The sequence below is a fragment of the Vibrio sp. 10N.261.51.C6 genome (assembly GCF_041471785.1).
Taxonomy (GTDB): Bacteria; Pseudomonadota; Gammaproteobacteria; order Enterobacterales; family Vibrionaceae; genus Vibrio; species Vibrio crassostreae_C.
The window spans coordinates 1-17391 of record NZ_JBFRPB010000050.1; the positions used below are offsets into that span (position 1 = coordinate 1).

18 protein-coding genes are annotated in these 17391 nt (G+C 42.3%); 5 read left to right on the forward strand and 13 right to left on the reverse strand.

The genetic code is table 11. The features are described from left to right. Positions 1–72: 72 nt before the first annotated feature. From uspE to ccoN, 10 genes are all read right to left on the reverse strand, one after another. Positions 73–1023 (reverse strand): universal stress protein UspE, encoded by a 951-nt coding sequence (gene uspE / locus AB4375_RS13360; protein ID WP_017070547.1) that lies wholly within the window; start codon positions 1021–1023, stop codon positions 73–75. 132 nt (positions 1024–1155) lie between these two features. Next, positions 1156–1902: an FNR family transcription factor gene (locus AB4375_RS13365; RefSeq protein WP_017059637.1), complete on the reverse strand. Its 747-nt coding sequence runs from the start codon at positions 1900–1902 to the stop codon at positions 1156–1158. Between the two features lie 86 nt (positions 1903–1988). Continuing rightward, positions 1989–2663, reverse strand: a complete 675-nt coding sequence (locus tag AB4375_RS13370) for a sulfite exporter TauE/SafE family protein (protein ID WP_372051778.1) — start codon at positions 2661–2663, stop codon at positions 1989–1991. Next, complete coding sequence (ccoS, locus tag AB4375_RS13375; RefSeq protein WP_017059639.1) at positions 2653–2889, reverse strand: cbb3-type cytochrome oxidase assembly protein CcoS; 237 nt, start codon at positions 2887–2889, stop codon at positions 2653–2655. The genes AB4375_RS13370 and ccoS overlap by 11 nt, the downstream gene beginning before the upstream one ends. Further along, on the reverse strand, positions 2889–5261 hold the full coding sequence (locus AB4375_RS13380) for a heavy metal translocating P-type ATPase metal-binding domain-containing protein (RefSeq protein ID WP_029235846.1): 2373 nt from the start codon (positions 5259–5261) through the stop codon (positions 2889–2891). Before AB4375_RS13380 ends, ccoS begins: the two co-directional genes overlap by 1 nt. 5 nt (positions 5262–5266) lie before the next feature. Beyond that, positions 5267–5746, reverse strand: a complete 480-nt coding sequence (locus AB4375_RS13385; RefSeq protein WP_372051780.1) for a FixH family protein — start codon at positions 5744–5746, stop codon at positions 5267–5269. Positions 5747–5854: 108 nt separating this feature from the next. Further along, complete coding sequence (gene ccoP, locus AB4375_RS13390; RefSeq protein WP_017063857.1) at positions 5855–6829, reverse strand: cytochrome-c oxidase, cbb3-type subunit III; 975 nt, start codon at positions 6827–6829, stop codon at positions 5855–5857. After that, positions 6829–7002, reverse strand: a complete 174-nt coding sequence (locus AB4375_RS13395; RefSeq protein WP_004733679.1) for a CcoQ/FixQ family Cbb3-type cytochrome c oxidase assembly chaperone — start codon at positions 7000–7002, stop codon at positions 6829–6831. The genes ccoP and AB4375_RS13395 overlap by 1 nt, the downstream gene beginning before the upstream one ends. 9 nt (positions 7003–7011) lie before the next feature. Then, the gene (gene ccoO, locus AB4375_RS13400; protein WP_017059643.1) at positions 7012–7632 is read right to left on the reverse strand and encodes a cytochrome-c oxidase, cbb3-type subunit II; all 621 of its coding nucleotides are present in this window, start codon (positions 7630–7632) and stop codon (positions 7012–7014) included. An 11-nt stretch (positions 7633–7643) separates the two neighbouring features. Next, on the reverse strand, positions 7644–9077 hold the full coding sequence (gene ccoN / locus AB4375_RS13405; protein WP_009846707.1) for a cytochrome-c oxidase, cbb3-type subunit I: 1434 nt from the start codon (positions 9075–9077) through the stop codon (positions 7644–7646). A gap of 252 nt (positions 9078–9329) precedes the next feature. Between ccoN and AB4375_RS13410 the strand changes: the two genes are divergently transcribed. From AB4375_RS13410 to AB4375_RS13430, 5 genes are all read left to right on the forward strand, one after another. Beyond that, entirely contained in the window at positions 9330–9695 is a 366-nt protein-coding gene (locus tag AB4375_RS13410) for a hypothetical protein (protein ID WP_017059645.1), read from the forward strand. 114 nt (positions 9696–9809) lie between these two features. Continuing rightward, the gene (locus AB4375_RS13415; RefSeq protein ID WP_017059646.1) at positions 9810–10994 is read left to right on the forward strand and encodes an FIST signal transduction protein; all 1185 of its coding nucleotides are present in this window, start codon (positions 9810–9812) and stop codon (positions 10992–10994) included. Further along, entirely contained in the window at positions 10994–12715 is a 1722-nt protein-coding gene (locus AB4375_RS13420) for an ATP-binding protein (RefSeq protein ID WP_372051781.1), read from the forward strand. Before AB4375_RS13415 ends, AB4375_RS13420 begins: the two co-directional genes overlap by 1 nt. Before the next feature lie 938 nt (positions 12716–13653). After that, a complete protein-coding gene (locus AB4375_RS13425) occupies positions 13654–14256 on the forward strand; it encodes a porin family protein (RefSeq protein WP_372051782.1) in 603 nt (200 codons plus the stop codon). Positions 14257–14594: 338 nt separating this feature from the next. After that, positions 14595–15197: a DUF2971 domain-containing protein gene (locus AB4375_RS13430; protein WP_017059669.1), complete on the forward strand. Its 603-nt coding sequence runs from the start codon at positions 14595–14597 to the stop codon at positions 15195–15197. Positions 15198–15298: 101 nt separating this feature from the next. On the opposite strand, the gene AB4375_RS13435 is transcribed toward AB4375_RS13430, so the two are convergent. The 3 genes from AB4375_RS13435 to AB4375_RS13445 all read right to left on the reverse strand — a co-directional run bounded on the left by AB4375_RS13435 (position 15299) and on the right by AB4375_RS13445 (position 17389). Beyond that, on the reverse strand, positions 15299–16519 hold the full coding sequence (locus tag AB4375_RS13435) for a hypothetical protein (RefSeq protein ID WP_017066879.1): 1221 nt from the start codon (positions 16517–16519) through the stop codon (positions 15299–15301). 144 nt (positions 16520–16663) lie between these two features. Then, positions 16664–16975, reverse strand: coding sequence for a hypothetical protein (locus AB4375_RS13440; RefSeq protein ID WP_372051784.1), 312 nt, complete (start codon positions 16973–16975; stop codon positions 16664–16666). Positions 16976–17080: 105 nt separating this feature from the next. Beyond that, positions 17081–17389 (reverse strand): DUF3634 family protein, encoded by a 309-nt coding sequence (locus AB4375_RS13445; protein WP_372051786.1) that lies wholly within the window; start codon positions 17387–17389, stop codon positions 17081–17083. Positions 17390–17391 lie beyond the last annotated feature (2 nt).

Below are 17391 nucleotides of genomic sequence, written 5' to 3' on the forward strand. Positions count from 1 at the left end.
TGCTCGGCGCACAACAAAAACGCCTCAAGCAATGCTTGAGGCGTTTTTTTATAAGTTAAACTTTTCTATGACTTAACCTTTCGAAAGGTTAGGGTCTAATGGGCTCACGTAACCAGACGGTTTAAGAGCCAACACATCACAGTTAATCTTATCGATAACATGTTCCGCGGTATTACCAATAAACACGGCAGACAAGCCAGTACGACCCGTTGTACCCAGAATCACCATCGCAGCGTTATTTTCAGAAGCGACGCGAGGAATAACATCTTCTGGCAAGCCTTGTTCAACCACAGTTTGTTCTTCACACATACCGTGCTTCTGGCGCAATGCTTTCATTGCCGTTAAGTGATGGCCACGAACCGCATCGGTATAAGACGTTGGATCAAACTCTGGCAGTTCAATGGTAATATTCGCAGGTGTCACAGGGTAGGCATTCACCAAGAACGGTTCCGCATCCAAACGACCGGTGATCTCTAGCAATCTGTCGACCATCGTATCGTTAAGCTCTAAATGAGCTTCTGTTTCAGAACCTACATGAACTGAAGCAAAAATCTTCGCGTGATCTGGCCAGAAATCGTTTTTAACCAATAGCACTGGGCTAGGGCACTTTCTCAACAGATGCCAATCGGTTGGAGTGAAGATGACAGATTCCAAAGTATCGTGTTTACGCGTACCTTTGATTAAGATGTCGTGCTCGCCGCTGTAAACCTCAGCAATGATCGCTTCGTACGGGCGGTTATGCCAAACCACTTGTACATTAAATTCAATAGAATCATCTAGGTAAGGTTCTGCGACTTTATTCATCCAAATTTCGCGTTGGTGAATTACGCCTTTGCGCATTGCGTCTCTTTCATCGATAGAGAGCATAGATGTCATTTCATACGAGAAGTCGTATATCGACAAAAAGAAAGTGATGTGGCTTGTTGAGGTGCTTTTCTTAGCAAGTTGGATAGCACGAACTAGAGCAGGTTGCTCATCGTGATTAATGTCTGCGACAACTAAAATTTTGTTATAGATACTCATAACTAAGCCTACTTTTCAGACCGAACATATAAATAATGTAGCGTAGTTATGGAGAGATTAAGAGAAATATAAGAGGTTTTAAGAGAGAAACATGATGTAGCTCATTATTGAACTACATCATTGATATCTAGACTATTCTTTTGAAACGCCAGCAAGTTCCATCAACGCATCGTGATCTTCGATAGTGATATATTTGCCTTTAACGCTCAAGATGTCTGCTTTTTGGAAACGACCTAGAAGACGGCTGATTGTTTCAACAGTCAAACCAAGGTAGTTACCAATATCACCACGAGTCATCGTTAGGCGGAACTCACGCGGGCTGAAGCCACGTTGAGAGAAACGAGTAGAAAGGTTGTAAAGGAATGCAGCAAGGCGCTCTTCCGCGTTCTTCTTAGAAAGAAGCAGAATCATTTCTTGGTCACCTTTAATCTCGTTACTCATCAGGCGCATAATTTGCTGACGCAATTTAGGCATTTTTCCTGATAGGTCATCAAGAATCTCATATGGGATTTCACATACCATAGAAGTTTCTAGCGCTTGTGCGAAACTAGGGTGTTGGTCACCAGTAATCGCATCGAAGCCAACAAGATCGCCCGCTAGGTGGAATGCAGTAATCTGCTCATCACCTTGCTCGGTAATCGTGTAGCTCTTGATCGTTCCAGAGCGAATAGCATATAGAGATTTAAGCTCGTCACCGGCTTTAAATAACTCTTGGCCTTTTTGAATAGGCTTTTTTCTCTCAATGATCTGATCAAGTTGATCGAGTTCAGATTCATTCAAAGTAAACGGAATACAGAGCTGGCTAATACTACAATCCTGGCAATGGATCGCACAGCCACCAGACTGAACACGTTTCGTCACAGGCTTTTCAGAAATCATAACAATCTTTCACTATTTGATATACGTCAATATTTTAGCATTCCTTTATCCAGTTGGGTAGTAAAAAAACCGGATTTAAAGGTTACCTATACGGTATAAATAATGAGCTGCAATGCCATATATCCGGTATAGAAACCGTAAAGGAGGATTAAAATTGCGCCTAATTGGCGAAATAAGTCAGCTTGTGGCAGTTTTTTGAGGAAATTAGCGCCCATGCCTACTGTGAGCATTGCTGGAAGCGTACCTAAACCGAAAGCAAGCATGATACCGGCACCGTTGTACCAACTTCCTGATACAGCCGCCCACGTAAGCATTGAGTAAACTAAGCCACATGGTAGCCAACCCCAAATAAAGCCAAACGGCAAAGCATGGCTAGGGTGCTTCAAGGGTAGAAATGATTTACCTAAAGGAGAGATATAGCGCCATAGTTTCTGCCCGACTTTTTCAAAGAACAACAAGCCGAACCACCATTTACCGATATACAAACCTAAGACGATCATAAAGCCAGCTGCAAATAATCGCAGCCAACCTAGCAGAGCGTTAAAATCGCTTAGCTGACCTATCGAAGAGATTGCACCGCCAATCACACCACCAATCACGGCATAACTTAGCAAGCGCCCTAGGTTATAAAGTAGGGGAATAACAGGGGAAGGTTTACTGTTGCCAATCGAAAGAAGCGACGCAATACCACCACACATTCCCATGCAATGGCCTGCGCCGATCAATCCAACAACAAAGGCTCCGATCCAATCAGGCGTCATCGTTCTTTTTGTCTACGTTAGTTTGGCTTTCGCTGTTAGCTTTCTCATTCTTGACAGGTTTACTATCAGAATGGTTGTGAGCCTTTTCGTCTTCATCAAACAGTATATTGTGACCTTGACGTTCTAGGTCTTCAAACTGTTCGCTCTTCACCGCCCATAGAAAAATACCAACAGCGATGCACACCAGTACAATCGCAATGGGGATCAGGATGTATAAACTTTCCATTATTTACCTTGCTCTTTTAAAAGCCTTAACGAGTTAGACACAACAATAATAGAGCTGGCAGACATGCCCACAACGGCAATGTATGGAGCAACCAAACCCGCGACAGCCAATGGAAGGATAAGTAAGTTATATCCTAATGACCAAGCTAGGTTTTCACGAATTATCTTACGTGTTTTTAACGCCAAAGTACGCGACTTAAGTAATCTATCGAGCTTATCACCCAGTAACACCATATCCGCAGAAGCTTTCGCCACGTCTGTACCGCCGCCCATAGCGACAGAAAGGTGGGCACCTGCAAGAATAGGGGCATCGTTAATGCCATCGCCAACCATCATGGTAATGTCACTTGCATCTCGAGAGTTCAGGTAAGCAAGTTTATCTTCAGGTTTTGCGTTAGCAACAATATCAGTAATACCAATCTCTTCAGCAACAGGCTTCGCGTTAATCAAAGAATCGCCAGTAAGCAGAGTTGTTTTGATGCCCGCTTCTTTAAATTGCTTAATAAACTCGATGCTTTCTTTACGGATTGGATCTTCATAAGTAAATGTAGCGATATGACGACCCGCCATCGACAAGTAAATGCCGTTGCTTTCCGATGGTTGAGCTTCACCTAGAATGAATTCACTACTACCAATCGCAACTTCTTGGCCATTCCACTCACCAGTGATACCTGAACCAATCACGTTATTAACTGACTCTACTTCGATCTCATCAGAAAGATGAGTCTTGAACGCTTTAGCGATAGGGTGGTTAGCGTGTTGTTCCAGGCTCGCCGCTACTTTGAGACAAGTGTCTTTATCAAGTTCAGCGAAGGTTTCAACTTGGCTGATACGAATATCACCCTCAGTCAATGTACCTGTTTTATCGATGATCAAGTGATTCACTTTGCACAAGGTTTCGAATACGTGGCCTTTGCGCAGCAAAATACCGAAGTTACCCATGCGAGACGTTGAACAAGTAATCGCCGTCGGTGTTGCCAGTGACAGAGCACAAGGACACGTTGCTACCAATACCGAAAGCATGATCCAGAAAGCGTCTTCTGGTCGTGTTTGGTGCCAGTAAAACCAAGTACCGAATGAGATGATTAAGATCACCGCAACAAAGTATCGAGCCACAACATCAGCAATTTCTGCAATGCGGGGTTTAGACAATTGCGCTTCGTCTTGCAGGCGAACGATATTGGAAATAACCGAATCCGCTTTTGACGTCATTACTTCCAATTCAAATGATTCATCACCATTCAATGTACCAGCAAAGACGGTATCGCCTTCGTTTTTGACCACATGGATAGATTCGCCAGTCAGCATCGATTCATCGATATGAACTCTGCCAGACAATACTTTGCCATCGGCAGGAATGTGCTCACCCGGTAGAACGCGAATTTGGTCGCCAACTTTTAAGGTTTTGACTGGAACTTGTTCGCCATCTAACGTTGTTGCCATAGCAGGAACGAGCTTAAGCAGGTTACCACTAGCAGCGGCGGCTTTACGACGAGCGCGCATTTCAAGGAAACGACCAAGCAGTAGGAAGAAGGTAAACATCGAGATAGATTCGAAGAATACTTCACCTTTCTCTGTCACCGTTGCGACCAAACTTGCAACGTAGGCAAACAAAAGAGCGATCGACACAGGTACATCCATACCCAATGTTCGACCTTTGAGGCTACGCCACGCGTTGATATAGAAAGGCAATGCAGAGTAGAGCAGAACCGGTGTTGCAAAGATTAAGCTCACCCAACGGAAGTAGCTTTTGAATTCGGGCTCAAGGTTACCGAAGACTTCAAGATACAACGCCACAGCCAGCATCATGACCTGCATGGTTGCTAAACCAGCAATACCAAGACGATAGAGATAATTCTTCATCGATCGATGATAGGCGGCTTCTTGTTGATCAGCCTCAAAAGGTGCGGCTTTGTAGCCTAAGGTATGGATTGCAGACAACAGCTCGCTCAGTTTCGTCTGAGTGTTGTCCCAACTGAGCAGGGCGCGGTTAGTCGTGGTATTAACACGAATACTAACAACCCCTAACTTTGAAGAGACTTGCTTTTCAATAAGCCAAGCACAAGCAGCACAAGAGACACCTTCTAGTGACAATGTCACTTCAGAGGTGTTTTCAGAGTTACGGACGAACTCCAATTGAACATCTTCGTTGTCGTAATGACTGAGTGCCAGAAGTTGCTCTGGCACGAGATCCGCTTTTTCAGCTGGAGCGGTACGATATTGGTAGTAAGAGACCAGACCGCTATCAACGATTGTCTGGGCTACGGTTTCGCAACCCGGACAACACATAGGTCGCACCGATCCTAAGATTTCTACTTTAAAATCCGTTTCCGCTGGTACATCTTCACCGCAGTGATAACAGGATTCACACATAAGATTTAGTTCGTTAGTTGAGTAGGAGTATCAATAGGGAAGTTCATGCGACCTTGCACTAACCATTCAGAATCATGCGGAGAAAGCTCGATAAACCATGGACCTTGCATTTCATGATCCAGAGTCAACGTGTAGTTGCCTCTCGCATCAGCGGTCAGTAGCTGAGTAAAATCACGGTCAGGCAGCGTTCGGTGCACGAACATTGCGCTAATAGCAGGGAAGTGGTCTAGTTTGCCTTTGTCGAGAGTAATGATAACTGAGTTACCTTTCTCGCTAACTGAAGCTGATAAGCCAAGCTCTTTAGCAACATTTACTTTCGAAATGTCGACATTAATACCTTTACCTTTTTTATAGTAATCTTCAGAGACAACGTTAACTGAATGGTTGGTAAGTATCGCGACTCGAACCAATGTTAGCATAGAAACGCCAACGGTTAGGAAGATCAAAAACCACGGCCAAAACTGCTTATACCAAGGTTGTTCCATATTATTATTCTCAATATATACAATGAAATAAAACTATTTTTTACAAACACTTAAGGTTATAACTGTAAAAGAAAGACAGCCCCTTAAGAAGGGGCTGTTATTATTATGTTACTCTTTATCTGAGTTGCTGAGGCTCCAGACGTAGGCAGAGACGAGCTGAACCTTATCCTCACCGAGGATGTCCTTCCAAGCCGGCATTACACCAGAACGTCCGTACATGACTGTTTCCGTCACATCAGCGCGAGAATCGCCGAATAACCAGTCGCGGTCAGTCAGGTCAGGGGCGCCAACAGCAGGGTTACCCTTACCATCAGTACCGTGACACGCTGCACACACTACAAAGCGAGCTTTACCAGCCTCTGCTTCACGTGCGTTTACGCTACGACCAGAAAGGCTAAGCGTGTAGCTAACTACTTCTTTTACGCCTTCTTCGCCAAGAGCGTCTTTCCAACCTGGCATTTGACCGACACGACCATGCATGATGGTAGTAACGATAGCTTGTGGTTCACCACCATATAGCCATGCGTCATCAGTTAGGTTCGGGAAACCTTTCTGACCACGTGCATCAGAGCCGTGACACTGAGAACAGTTTTGTAGGAACAAACGTTGGCCCACTTTGATTGCATCGGCATCTGATGCAATGTCAGGGACAGAACGTAGACCGTTTTCGTCGTGAGCTAGCTTTCTGAAAGCTTCACCAAAGTAGGTGTCAGCATCATCAAGTTCTTTCGCGTATGCGTCTAACTGTTTGTTTGCTTGCGCAGCAGCGATTGCAGAGCGAGACTCTTCTACGCTACGAACTGTTTGGTTTGAACTCGTCCAACCTAGTAGACCTTTAAAGTTGCCAAGGCCTGGGTATAGAGCTAGATAAACAGCTGCAAACACAATTGTGCTAACGAAAAGGTATGTCCACCATTTAGGTAGCGGGTTATTAAGCTCACGAATACCATCGTATTCATGGCCCATATCCTGACCTTCTTCTACACCTGTTTTATCGTTGGAACACCAACGAAGTAAGGCTGCACAGCCAATCAATGTACCGATTGTGATTACTGTTACCCAAATACTCCAGAATGTACTCATTACTTCGTCACTCCTTGATTTTTATCTTTCGCAGGTGCTTCATCAGCGAACACTAGGTTTGCATCTTCGTCGAAGCGCGACTTACGATTTTTACCGAAAGCCCACCAAACGATGCCGATGAAACAAGCAAAAACAGTAACAGTCCAAACACTTTGAAATGTAATAATGTCCATAATTATTCCTTATTTCATTGCGTGGCCAAGCGATTGAAGGTAAGCGATGATTGCATCCATCTCTGTTTTTCCTTCAACATCTTGTTTAGCGTTAGCAATTTGTTCGTCTGTGTAAGGAACACCAAATTGATTACGGAAGATTTCAAGCTTCTGTTTAGTCAATTTGCCATCAAGTACATTCTCAGCAAGCCATGGGAAACCAGGCATGTTTGATTCAGGAACAAGTTCGCGAGGGTCGATAAGGTGAACGCGGTGCCACTCATCAGAGTAACGATCACCAACACGCGCTAAATCAGGACCAGTACGCTTAGAACCCCATAGGAATGGGTGTTCCCAAACGCTTTCGCCAGCTACAGAGTAGTGACCGTAACGTTCAGTTTCAGAGCGGAAAGGACGAATCATTTGGCTGTGACATACGTTACAACCTTCGCGAATGTAGATATCACGACCTTCCATTTCCAGAGCAGAGTAAACACGTAGATTTTCTACAGGTTCAGTAGTCTGCTTTTGGAAAATAAGTGGGGTAATTTCTACTAAAGCACCAAAACTGATAGCAATAACGATAAGAATCGCTAGTAGGCCAACATTCTTCTCTACCAACTCATGGCGATTATTTGAATTTGAGCTCATTCTAAATCTCCTTAAGCCGGTTGAGGGATAGCTTTAAGGCTATCTTTAGGTGCAGAAACAGTTTTGTACGTGTTGTATGCCATTAAGAACATACCAGATAGGAAGATGAAACCACCTAAGAAACGTACAAAGTAGAACGGGTAAGACGCTTCTACAGATTCAACGAAGCTGTAAGTTAATGTACCGTCAGAGTTAACTGCACGCCACATCAGACCTTGCATCACGCCAGAGATCCACATTGCTACAATGTAGAAAACCGTACCAATCGTTGCTAACCAGAAGTGAACATTGATTAGGGATACAGAGTACATACGCTCTTGACCAAATAGTTTAGGAACTAAGTGGTAAACCGAACCGATAGAAACCATTGCAACCCAACCTAACGCACCAGAGTGAACGTGACCGATAGTCCAGTCCGTGTAGTGAGATAGTGCGTTAACCGTTTTGATTGCCATCATTGGGCCTTCGAAAGTCGACATGCCGTAGAATGATAGAGAAACGATTAGGAAACGTAGGATTGGGTCGTAGCGAAGCTTATGCCACGCACCAGATAGAGTCATAATACCGTTGATCATGCCACCCCAAGATGGAGCAAACAGAACCAAAGACATAACCATACCTAGAGATTGAGTCCAGTCAGGAAGTGCAGTGTAGTGTAGGTGGTGAGGACCAGCCCAGATATACAGAGACACGAGAGCCCAGAAGTGAACAATCGACAAACGGTAAGAGTAAACAGGGCGACCAGCTTGTTTAGGAACGAAGTAGTACATCATACCTAGGAAACCAGCTGTCAATAGGAAGCCTACCGCATTGTGTCCGTACCACCATTGCACCATTGCATCGATCGCTCCGGAATAAATCGAGTACGATTTAAACGCGGAGACAGGAACAGCTAGGCTGTTAACGATGTGCAACACGGCAACCGTGATGATGAAGGCTCCGAAGAACCAGTTTGCTACGTAAATGTGCGATGTCTTACGTTTAATCATGGTTCCGAAGAACACGACCGCATAAGCTACCCACACAAGAGTAATAGCAATATCGATTGGCCATTCAAGTTCTGCGTATTCTTTACCAGAGGTTAAACCTAACGGTAAAGTAATTGCAGCGGACAGGATAATCGCTTGCCAACCCCAAAAGGTAAAGGCTACGAGAGGGCCACCAAAGAGACGCGTCTGACAGGTACGTTGTACAACATAATATGATGTTGCAAACAGCGCACTTGTACCGAACGCAAAAATAACCGCATTAGTATGCAGGGGACGTAAACGACTGTACGTCAACCACGGCGTATCAAAGTTTAGCTGTGGCCAAACTAATTGAGCGGCAATCAAAACACCAACGCCCATACCGACAATACCCCACAAAATTGTAACTAGGGTAAATTGACGGACGACCGTATAGTTGTAGTTTTGTTCAAGCTGCTTTTCTTGGCTCATTTGCATGCTTCCAATTTCTTATTTACTACACTTTACTTCCAACACGACTCACGTCGTAATGCCACCCAAATTAGAAAAGGAAATTCAGCCTATTCAGGGCTTTATTTCCACTTGCTGATTTTAAAAAAAAGTGGCATTTTCAACGCGACACTATACTTGAATTAACAAATCAATGACAGAGTAGTAACCTTACGCTTGGTCTGGAATTGGATTTTTATTTAAAAACTTTGAACTTTGTAACAAGGAGTAAAGATTATAATGGCGGCACAAAAGCTAACAAAAGGCAGGCTTGTTCAAATTATCGTCATGTTGGTTATTTTAATAGCTGCATTTACTTGGAGAACAGTAACATACGATAATAACGAAACAGTAAACTGTATAGTTTCAAAACCTTGTAAATTTGGTATTGATAATCATAATGTTTCAGTTTCAAGCAATAACCTAGGGTATTCGATCGAAACATCTAAAACTGGCAAATTTATCATTAGCTATAATGAAAGCGGAATTCTGGAAGAAAAAGGACCATCAAATTGGCTGTTACAAACTAGTGATAAGACCTCCTCAATAACGGTTACATTTCCACAACAGGTGAGCACGTTTTCTGTAAACCTTTCTAAGGAGTAACAGAGAGAAACTGGGGCACACCTCGGTTCTTTTGATAGAAACATGTACCAAATCAGTGAAACACAATGCATTAAAGTGTTATAAAGAGAGCATTAATAAAGTTACCCAGAATCTATGAAATTTCTATCAAAAGTCTCTTACTCCCTAGACGATAAAATCGCAGTAGATGAGTTGCTCAGCGGGGTGGAAAACCCTGACGATATTGCTTGTCTTATTTGCTACTGCACAGAAGAGTATTCGACACTCGCTGTGCAGAGATATTTCGTAGATGCTCTCCCGAACACTCCCATACATGGCTGTACTACTTGTCACGGCATTATGACCGAAACTGGTTTTCATTCTGGTCCAGTCATTGGCGTCCTCATTATTTATGACTCGGGGATCAACGCCTATGGTACGGGAATCGAACATTTCAGCGACTCCATAGACCGCAGTACCTTCAGCGCGATAGACAAAGCACTCAAGAACGCCAACCGAGAAGGTGAAATTCCTGATCTTATCTTGCTGCATTCCACACCGGGTAACGAAGAAAAGGTGATGGCGGCTATCGATAAGAAATTTGGTACTGAAGTGCCAATTATTGGTGGCAGTGCTGCAGACAACCAGGTTTCCGGAAATTGGAGTATCTTCACCGAAGAGTCGCTGTCTATAAATGGTGTGTCTTTAACGGTAGTGTTTGCGTCTCAGTCCATCTATTCCTCTTTCAGCGCGGGTCATACGCCTACGCGGTATTCAGGCACCGTGACCAAAGTAAGAAACCGAATTTTGTTGGAGATAGACCACAGGCCAGCCGTCACCGTTTACAACGAATGGACTAATTTCCACTTAGATGGCAGTGATGATGGCTACATATTCGAAAAGTCGTCAGTCTACCCATTAGGCAGGAAAGTCGGCTCTTCTTACGATTACCCGTATTTCAAATTGTCTCATTCGATCAGAGAGACGGAGTGTAATGGGATTGAGCTGTTCACAGACATCAGTGAAGGCGACACCATCTACCTGATGCAAGGGTCTAAGCAGCAGTTGATTAGCCGCGCCGCGAATATCATTCACTCCTCATACTACAACGACATGGATCTTGAAGAGAAACTAGGGGCGATCAATATCTTTTGTGCAGGCCCAATGTTGAACCTTAAACAAGATATGGATGAGGTTTGTGACCAAATAAATCAAGCACTTAATGGACTCCCATACATATGTCCATTTACGTTTGGTGAACAAGGCAGGCTCTCTGGTGGCGAGAATGCACACGGGAATTTAATGGTATCGTCTGCAACGTTTTATAGGTTGAAAAAGTAATGGGTTCTGAAGGTCAAGAAGCGCTGCAAGAAGCACGTATTGAACTGCAAAAACTAAAAGCCCGTGAGCGAAAGCTGGCTGAAGAGAACAGGGTGATCTTATCAACCATCTCTGCGATCAGTAAGGCAAGTAACATATCTGAGATATTCTCCAGTCTCGAGTTCGTGCTCAAAAAATACATTAAGTTTGATGACTTTATCGTGGTATCAAGGGTAGGGAACGAAGGCAGTTTCAAAACCCTGCTAAGCAATAACAAAGTCTTCGAACAGATGAATTGGAGTGATTGTGGCAAGTTATCTCGAGTGATCAATGGAGAATGCGCCATCCTTTTTGAACCCAAGTCTCTGGGTGAATTCAATTCCTTACATCCCATTATCCTCGATCAAATCAACTCTGTTCTAATTACTGGTATCGATAGCGGACTAACACAATCCGTCATCATCTTTATCCACTCGAATACCAAGCACTTTAGTATTGAAACTAAGGCCACACTAAACCGTTTTCGACCGTTGATAGAGCGTGCTGTTTTCGATATTGAGAACAAAGAAAAGCTTGAAGCAACCGTTCGAGAACGTACCGCAGAGCTTGTCACAGCAAGAAAAGACGCAGAAAGAGCCAACAAGGCCAAGTCTGAATTCCTCGCGATGATGAGTCATGAATTAAGAACACCGCTAAATGCCATAATTGGCCTAATAGACGCCCTAAAATCCACATCATTGAACGAAGAACAACAGTCTATACTGCTTAATATGAGCACATCATCTGAGCTATTGCTGGCAATTATCAGTGACGTATTGGATTTTTCTAAGATTGAATCTGGGTGTTTCTCGTTGGCTCCTCAATGGAGCAACGTAAGAGACACTGTAACTTTTGTATTATCTGAACAAAAGAAGACAGCAGACGATAAAGGTTTGCCGCTAACAGTAACTAGCGATATCCCTGAAGGTGAACTTCATTACATCGACCCAAGTCGCTTGGCACAGATCCTATTTAATTTGATCGGTAACGCGATTAAGTTCACTGAGCGTGGGCATGTCCATGTTTCTATAAAGTACCAGCAGAGCTCTTTCTATTTAACGGTGGAAGACACAGGGATTGGCATTAGCTCGCAACAACTTTCGTCGCTGTTCAGTCCATTTGTGCAAGCTGATAGCACAATCACACGTAGATTTGGTGGCACAGGTTTAGGCTTGGCCATCACTAAAAGACTGGTTGAACTGATGCGCGGGCGCATATCGGTAAAGAGTGAGCCTGGAAAAGGCTCCAAATTCGAAGTACAGTTGCCAGTGCTTACTAGAGTTACGAATAATCTGGCTAACAAAGAAGACGAATCTTCACGAGAGTTAAGAAGCCGTTATTCAGTGTTAGTTGTCGAAGACAATCCAACGAATCAAATGGTGATAAAGTTAATCCTTACAAGACAAGGCCACGAGGTTTTCATCGCAAGTAATGGTGAAGAAGCGATTGGCTTTATTGAAAGAGGCAACGAATCAATAGACATTATCTTAATGGATGTGTCGATGCCGGTCATGGATGGATTAACCACAACCAAATACATGAGAGACGCAAACATCAAAACACCAATCGTTGCGCTAACAGCACACACATCAGTAGAAGACAAATGTTCGTGCTTAGATGTCGGCATGAATGATTTCGTGACCAAGCCAGTAAGAACTAAAGAGATCACAGAAGCAATTGATCGATTAATGCTTGAAGTCTAATAAACGTATTCTTAATCGAAGATTAGGAAATATGTTTATTAGGTATTTTATGGTAAATAGCCTTACTGTTAAATAGAACGTCGATTTGGTAGATAAACAAGAGGCAGGGCATCGCACAAAGATACCTGCCTTATAAATACCAAACACCATTTAACATAATATACATAATACGCACCAAAAAGGAGATTGAAATCTGAGAGGTTTCAGGGCCTGTTACTCGCGTAATTTTACGTACAGCGCCGCATGAATCTATCTATTTAATTACTGGCTGGCTTTGACTCCGCGTTAATTGGATTAAATCGTGATGGCTTTATCACATGTCTGCTCAAACTTAATTAAGACTTCTAATTACGGATGCCTCTCCAAAGTTAGTCCAGAGTCTCTGCTGGTTGAGTGTTAAAAGCTATTACCCTGATTTTGCTTACCAAAAGAACCTAGATGATTAACGCTTCCACTAACTCTCGGTCTATTGTCCGTACTACCAATAAACTGAAAAGACTTGGTTACTCTTGTTCGCTAGATTTAACGGTCCCAAAAGACCAAGCGAACTCCCGAATCATCTAGTCTTGTTTACCTATGTTGGCTTGTTCTTCACCAAATTGAATCAACTATCAACGTCATCAGTAACATCCGTGCTCGTTTTTCAAACCACTAACTTTGAATTTTCTGATGCCCAACGGTCATTGTTACCAAACTGCGTTGCCATCCAAAACGAACTTCTATAAACGACTTGGCTAATCGTAAGTTACAGTGCAACATAAATTCTATTAACCTCTGTCTGGACTATATTAACTTGTCTCATAACTGCGATAATGACACTTCTATTACCAACAAGTCTTTAAAATCAGATCTTTAGGCTAGCTCTCAATTAGTTAGAGTATCTTTTGTTTGTTAACATATTCTGGAACAGAATAACTTATTATCTTAGAAGGCTTTACATGAAAATCAGTACAATCGCCCTATCGCTATTCACCGCTTTTTTTGGCATCAGCTCGCAGGCGCTTGCTAGTGAAAACGAAAACTCACCTAGAGAGCATGGTCATTTTTATGCTGGTGTTGATATCGGCTTTTATAATGAAACTGAATTAGAATATCGTGGCAGCGCCATTGAAGATTCATCTGATCTATCAGACTTTAGCTATAACTTGGTTGTAGGCTACGAATTCAATACACATGATGTCGTCAAACTGGGGCTAGAAGCCGAGTACCGAAAAATCGGAAAAGTTAGCTATAACGACTTAATGGATATTGAAGGCCATGCTTTCTTCGTAAACATTAAACCAAAGTTTATTGTTGAAGGTGACGTATTAGATCTGTATGTATCTTTATTAGCCGGTGTTGGCTCTATGGATATGGAAGCGAAAGCTTTTGGAGTATCAGACTCTAAGTCTGAAGCAGCCTACCAAGTTGGTGCTGAGCTTGGTGCGATGGTAACAGACAACATCGATATCCATATTGGTTACCGCTATGCAAACGTTGAAATTGAATCCATCGATGTGTCACCTCAAACCGCTTACCTAGGTGCAAGGTACCACTTCTAAACTTGATTCACTCGTAGGCTCAATACTACTAAAGCCGTCCTTTTAAAGCTCGGCTTTAATTTTGATCACCTATTTCCCTACTCGACCTCTACTTTGACAAGACAATTCAACCATAAATAAAGTTACGTTGTATCTTCTGTAAAAAGTTACAACTTGAAAGCTTTGCCCTAGCGCAAAATAAACCACTTTAATAGGCTACTATTTCGTGTTTAAATTTTTATCTATCAAACAGTTATACGAATAAATTTGGTGATTAAGCAATCAAATGCTATGCATTCAATCCTTAAAAGTAAATTAAAGTGTTAACATCAGGCAATTTTGTAAACTAGGTGTTTGATATGTTGCCTAAACTTTATAAGTTCAGATCGCTCCACGACAGAAACATACAATCTATTTCCGAGTGTTCGTTGTGGTTTGATTACGCTAAAACTTTTAATAACCCTTTTGAATCTAACCACGCATTCAACAAAGAGCTTCAACAAAACTTTAAGATCATGTGTTTCTCTCAGTCGAACGACCACCCAATACTATGGTCGCAGTATGGTGACAACTTTAAAGGCATGTGTATCGAGTATGATCTCAACTGCTATAACGGCGAGGCCAATCTCAACTGTTTTGAAGTCCAGTATGAAGACGAACCGAATATGTTCCGCCCGGCATCGCTAAGAGGTTTACAAACATCAAGACTGGGAGCTGAGATATTCAAAATTAAGCATTCTAATTGGCGTTATGAAAAGGAATACCGCTGGGTATTACCTGATGACGAGATGATCGGAAATAAACTCTACCTTAATAGAGAGTGCCTAAGCTCGGTGATTCTGTCAGAGCACGCTCCTGCCGACAGGAAATTGAAAGTTCTGATGACTTGCCAGCGCCTTGGTATCCCTGTTAAACACGCAATAGCAAAACAAGAGTCGTTTACCTTCGAAGTGGTCAGTTAAGTAGAGTGTAATCCTACTGTTTAGCGCCAAAACAAGACATTCACATAACGTTACAGCGCAACAAAAAAAGAGAGCGACATTAATGAGACTCTCTCTTTTTATTACATGTTCACCGTAAGCTTTCCCAATCCTTTATCTTGCATCTGCTCAATCGTCGCGATAGACATTTGAACAGTTGAAAACCAATAAGGTCGGTGCTTAACGTTAAATAGTTCACTATTATCTAACGCCTCGAAAACAGAATATTTTCTACCTTGAGCCAAAGCTGCACCATAAACCGTTCGCTCAAGTACTGGAATGTCATTCACTTCCTCTAGAAGTGCCCTCTTGATGAACTGATTTCCAGGGCTCCAATCTATAAATTCAACGAGGTTTTTTAGTAGCTTAAGCTCTAGCTGCTCGACCATTGATTCAAGAAACTGTGTGTTTGGCATCACCTCTGTACAAGCATAATATTCGTCATGCTTGTCACTTGCTTCACGATAACCAAGCATCGTTTTTACCAATGCGTCTTCAAACGTTGAAGAAAAGTGGTTACAAATTAAAAACAAAGGCAGAACTCTCAACACACCAAGTAAAATGCCTACGTTAGGATCTTTAACCGACGTTTCTTGAAGTCGAATTCGAGTCGCATTTGACGTCACGACCAAGTGTTGCCAAACCTTAGGTGTGATGTGTTTAATGTTGCCATCATTCCACTTAATCAGCTGTTGACTCATTAACAATGGGAACAATAAACGACAATTTTCTATTCCTATTTGTCGTGCTGCAACTTTTGGATCGAGAATTACCTTAGATTTCTTTCCATATTTATCTGCAAACTCTTGATTGGAAACAAACTCGATTAAACTTGAGCTCAATGGCCTACTTTTCGCGGATATTTCATGGAGTTTGGAAAAGTTTAAAGATGGCGAATACGCAACACTAGCGAACTGATTGTAATCGGGTAAGTCTGAAAACAACGAACTTATTAAGGTACCTTGAAGCTTCTCAAGCATTAGCGCAGAAGCGGCATTGCTGACATCATCGATAACGTATCGTAAGGTTTGTTGCTTCGCGTCGACTTTTTCACGATGAGCATTGACTCTATCCTGCTCGCAGCGCAATAAAATACGTTGATTGTGAGATATGCGGTCAGATTCATCAAATATGACACTATCACAATACCTATTTTCCAAACTTAGTAACGTGTCTACTGTAGATTGTGCGAGCTTATATTCAGGTGAGATTAACCATCGATTAAAGCGAGCTTCAACATTGATTGAGACCTTCCTTGAGATCTCAACTACTTCAGGGGTATAACTTTTATTTGCTAACAACAACCGTGACTTTCCTTTGCCGTAAATGCTCTTGTATCGGCATATCCTGCCTTTATAACAAAACTAATATTAATAGAAATTAGAGATTGGTTCACGAAATTGTTTCAATAAAATTAAGGATATTTAGTTATAGTGCGTTGAGAGTGGCTAGTGTGTGATATGTAGCCGGATATACTTTTCTGGAAAGCTGTATTTGAACCTTTTCTTCGTCGGTAGGTGTTTTTTCGCCTGCTTGCAAACTTTACTATCTCCAGACGTTCTCACCTTTTTGATTCTTGCATAACCTTTAGAGTGCTTCATCTCAATCATCAGATCGCAATAACCCTCGAAATCAACATTACTCTTGTTGAGCCTTTTCATGACGGTGACTTTTATCTTTTTAGCTACAGGATTAACCAATGCATCGTCGGGAAAAGCGACTGGGGATAAAAAACATAATAGTAATACTAGATATCTCATACTGCTCTCTCTTTGTTGAGGATGAGAACAGTATGCGGAGATTTAAGAGAAATGAAGGATTAACTTAGTATGAGGATTGACCAGCTAACGCGTAACTCTCAACGATTACGCTTTCTTTGAGCCTTTAGACTTAAAACCATTATGCGGGAACACGTTACGAATACGTTGCTGTACGTTTTTAGGAACATCTTTAGTGAACTTGAGATTGTAACCAGAACGTTTTGCATACACTTTTAGCTCGCCTTTAAAGGTGTTCTTATGACCAATCTCTTGAAGGTTGTGCTTAAAGCTCGGTGGAAGATGCCCTTTAACTTGTTCGATCGCCCCGTCGCTAAATTTAATTTTCAATACCGGTCGATCGACTGCTACTAACCAAAAAACTAATACCGCACCGATTAAGATTACGTACATCATAA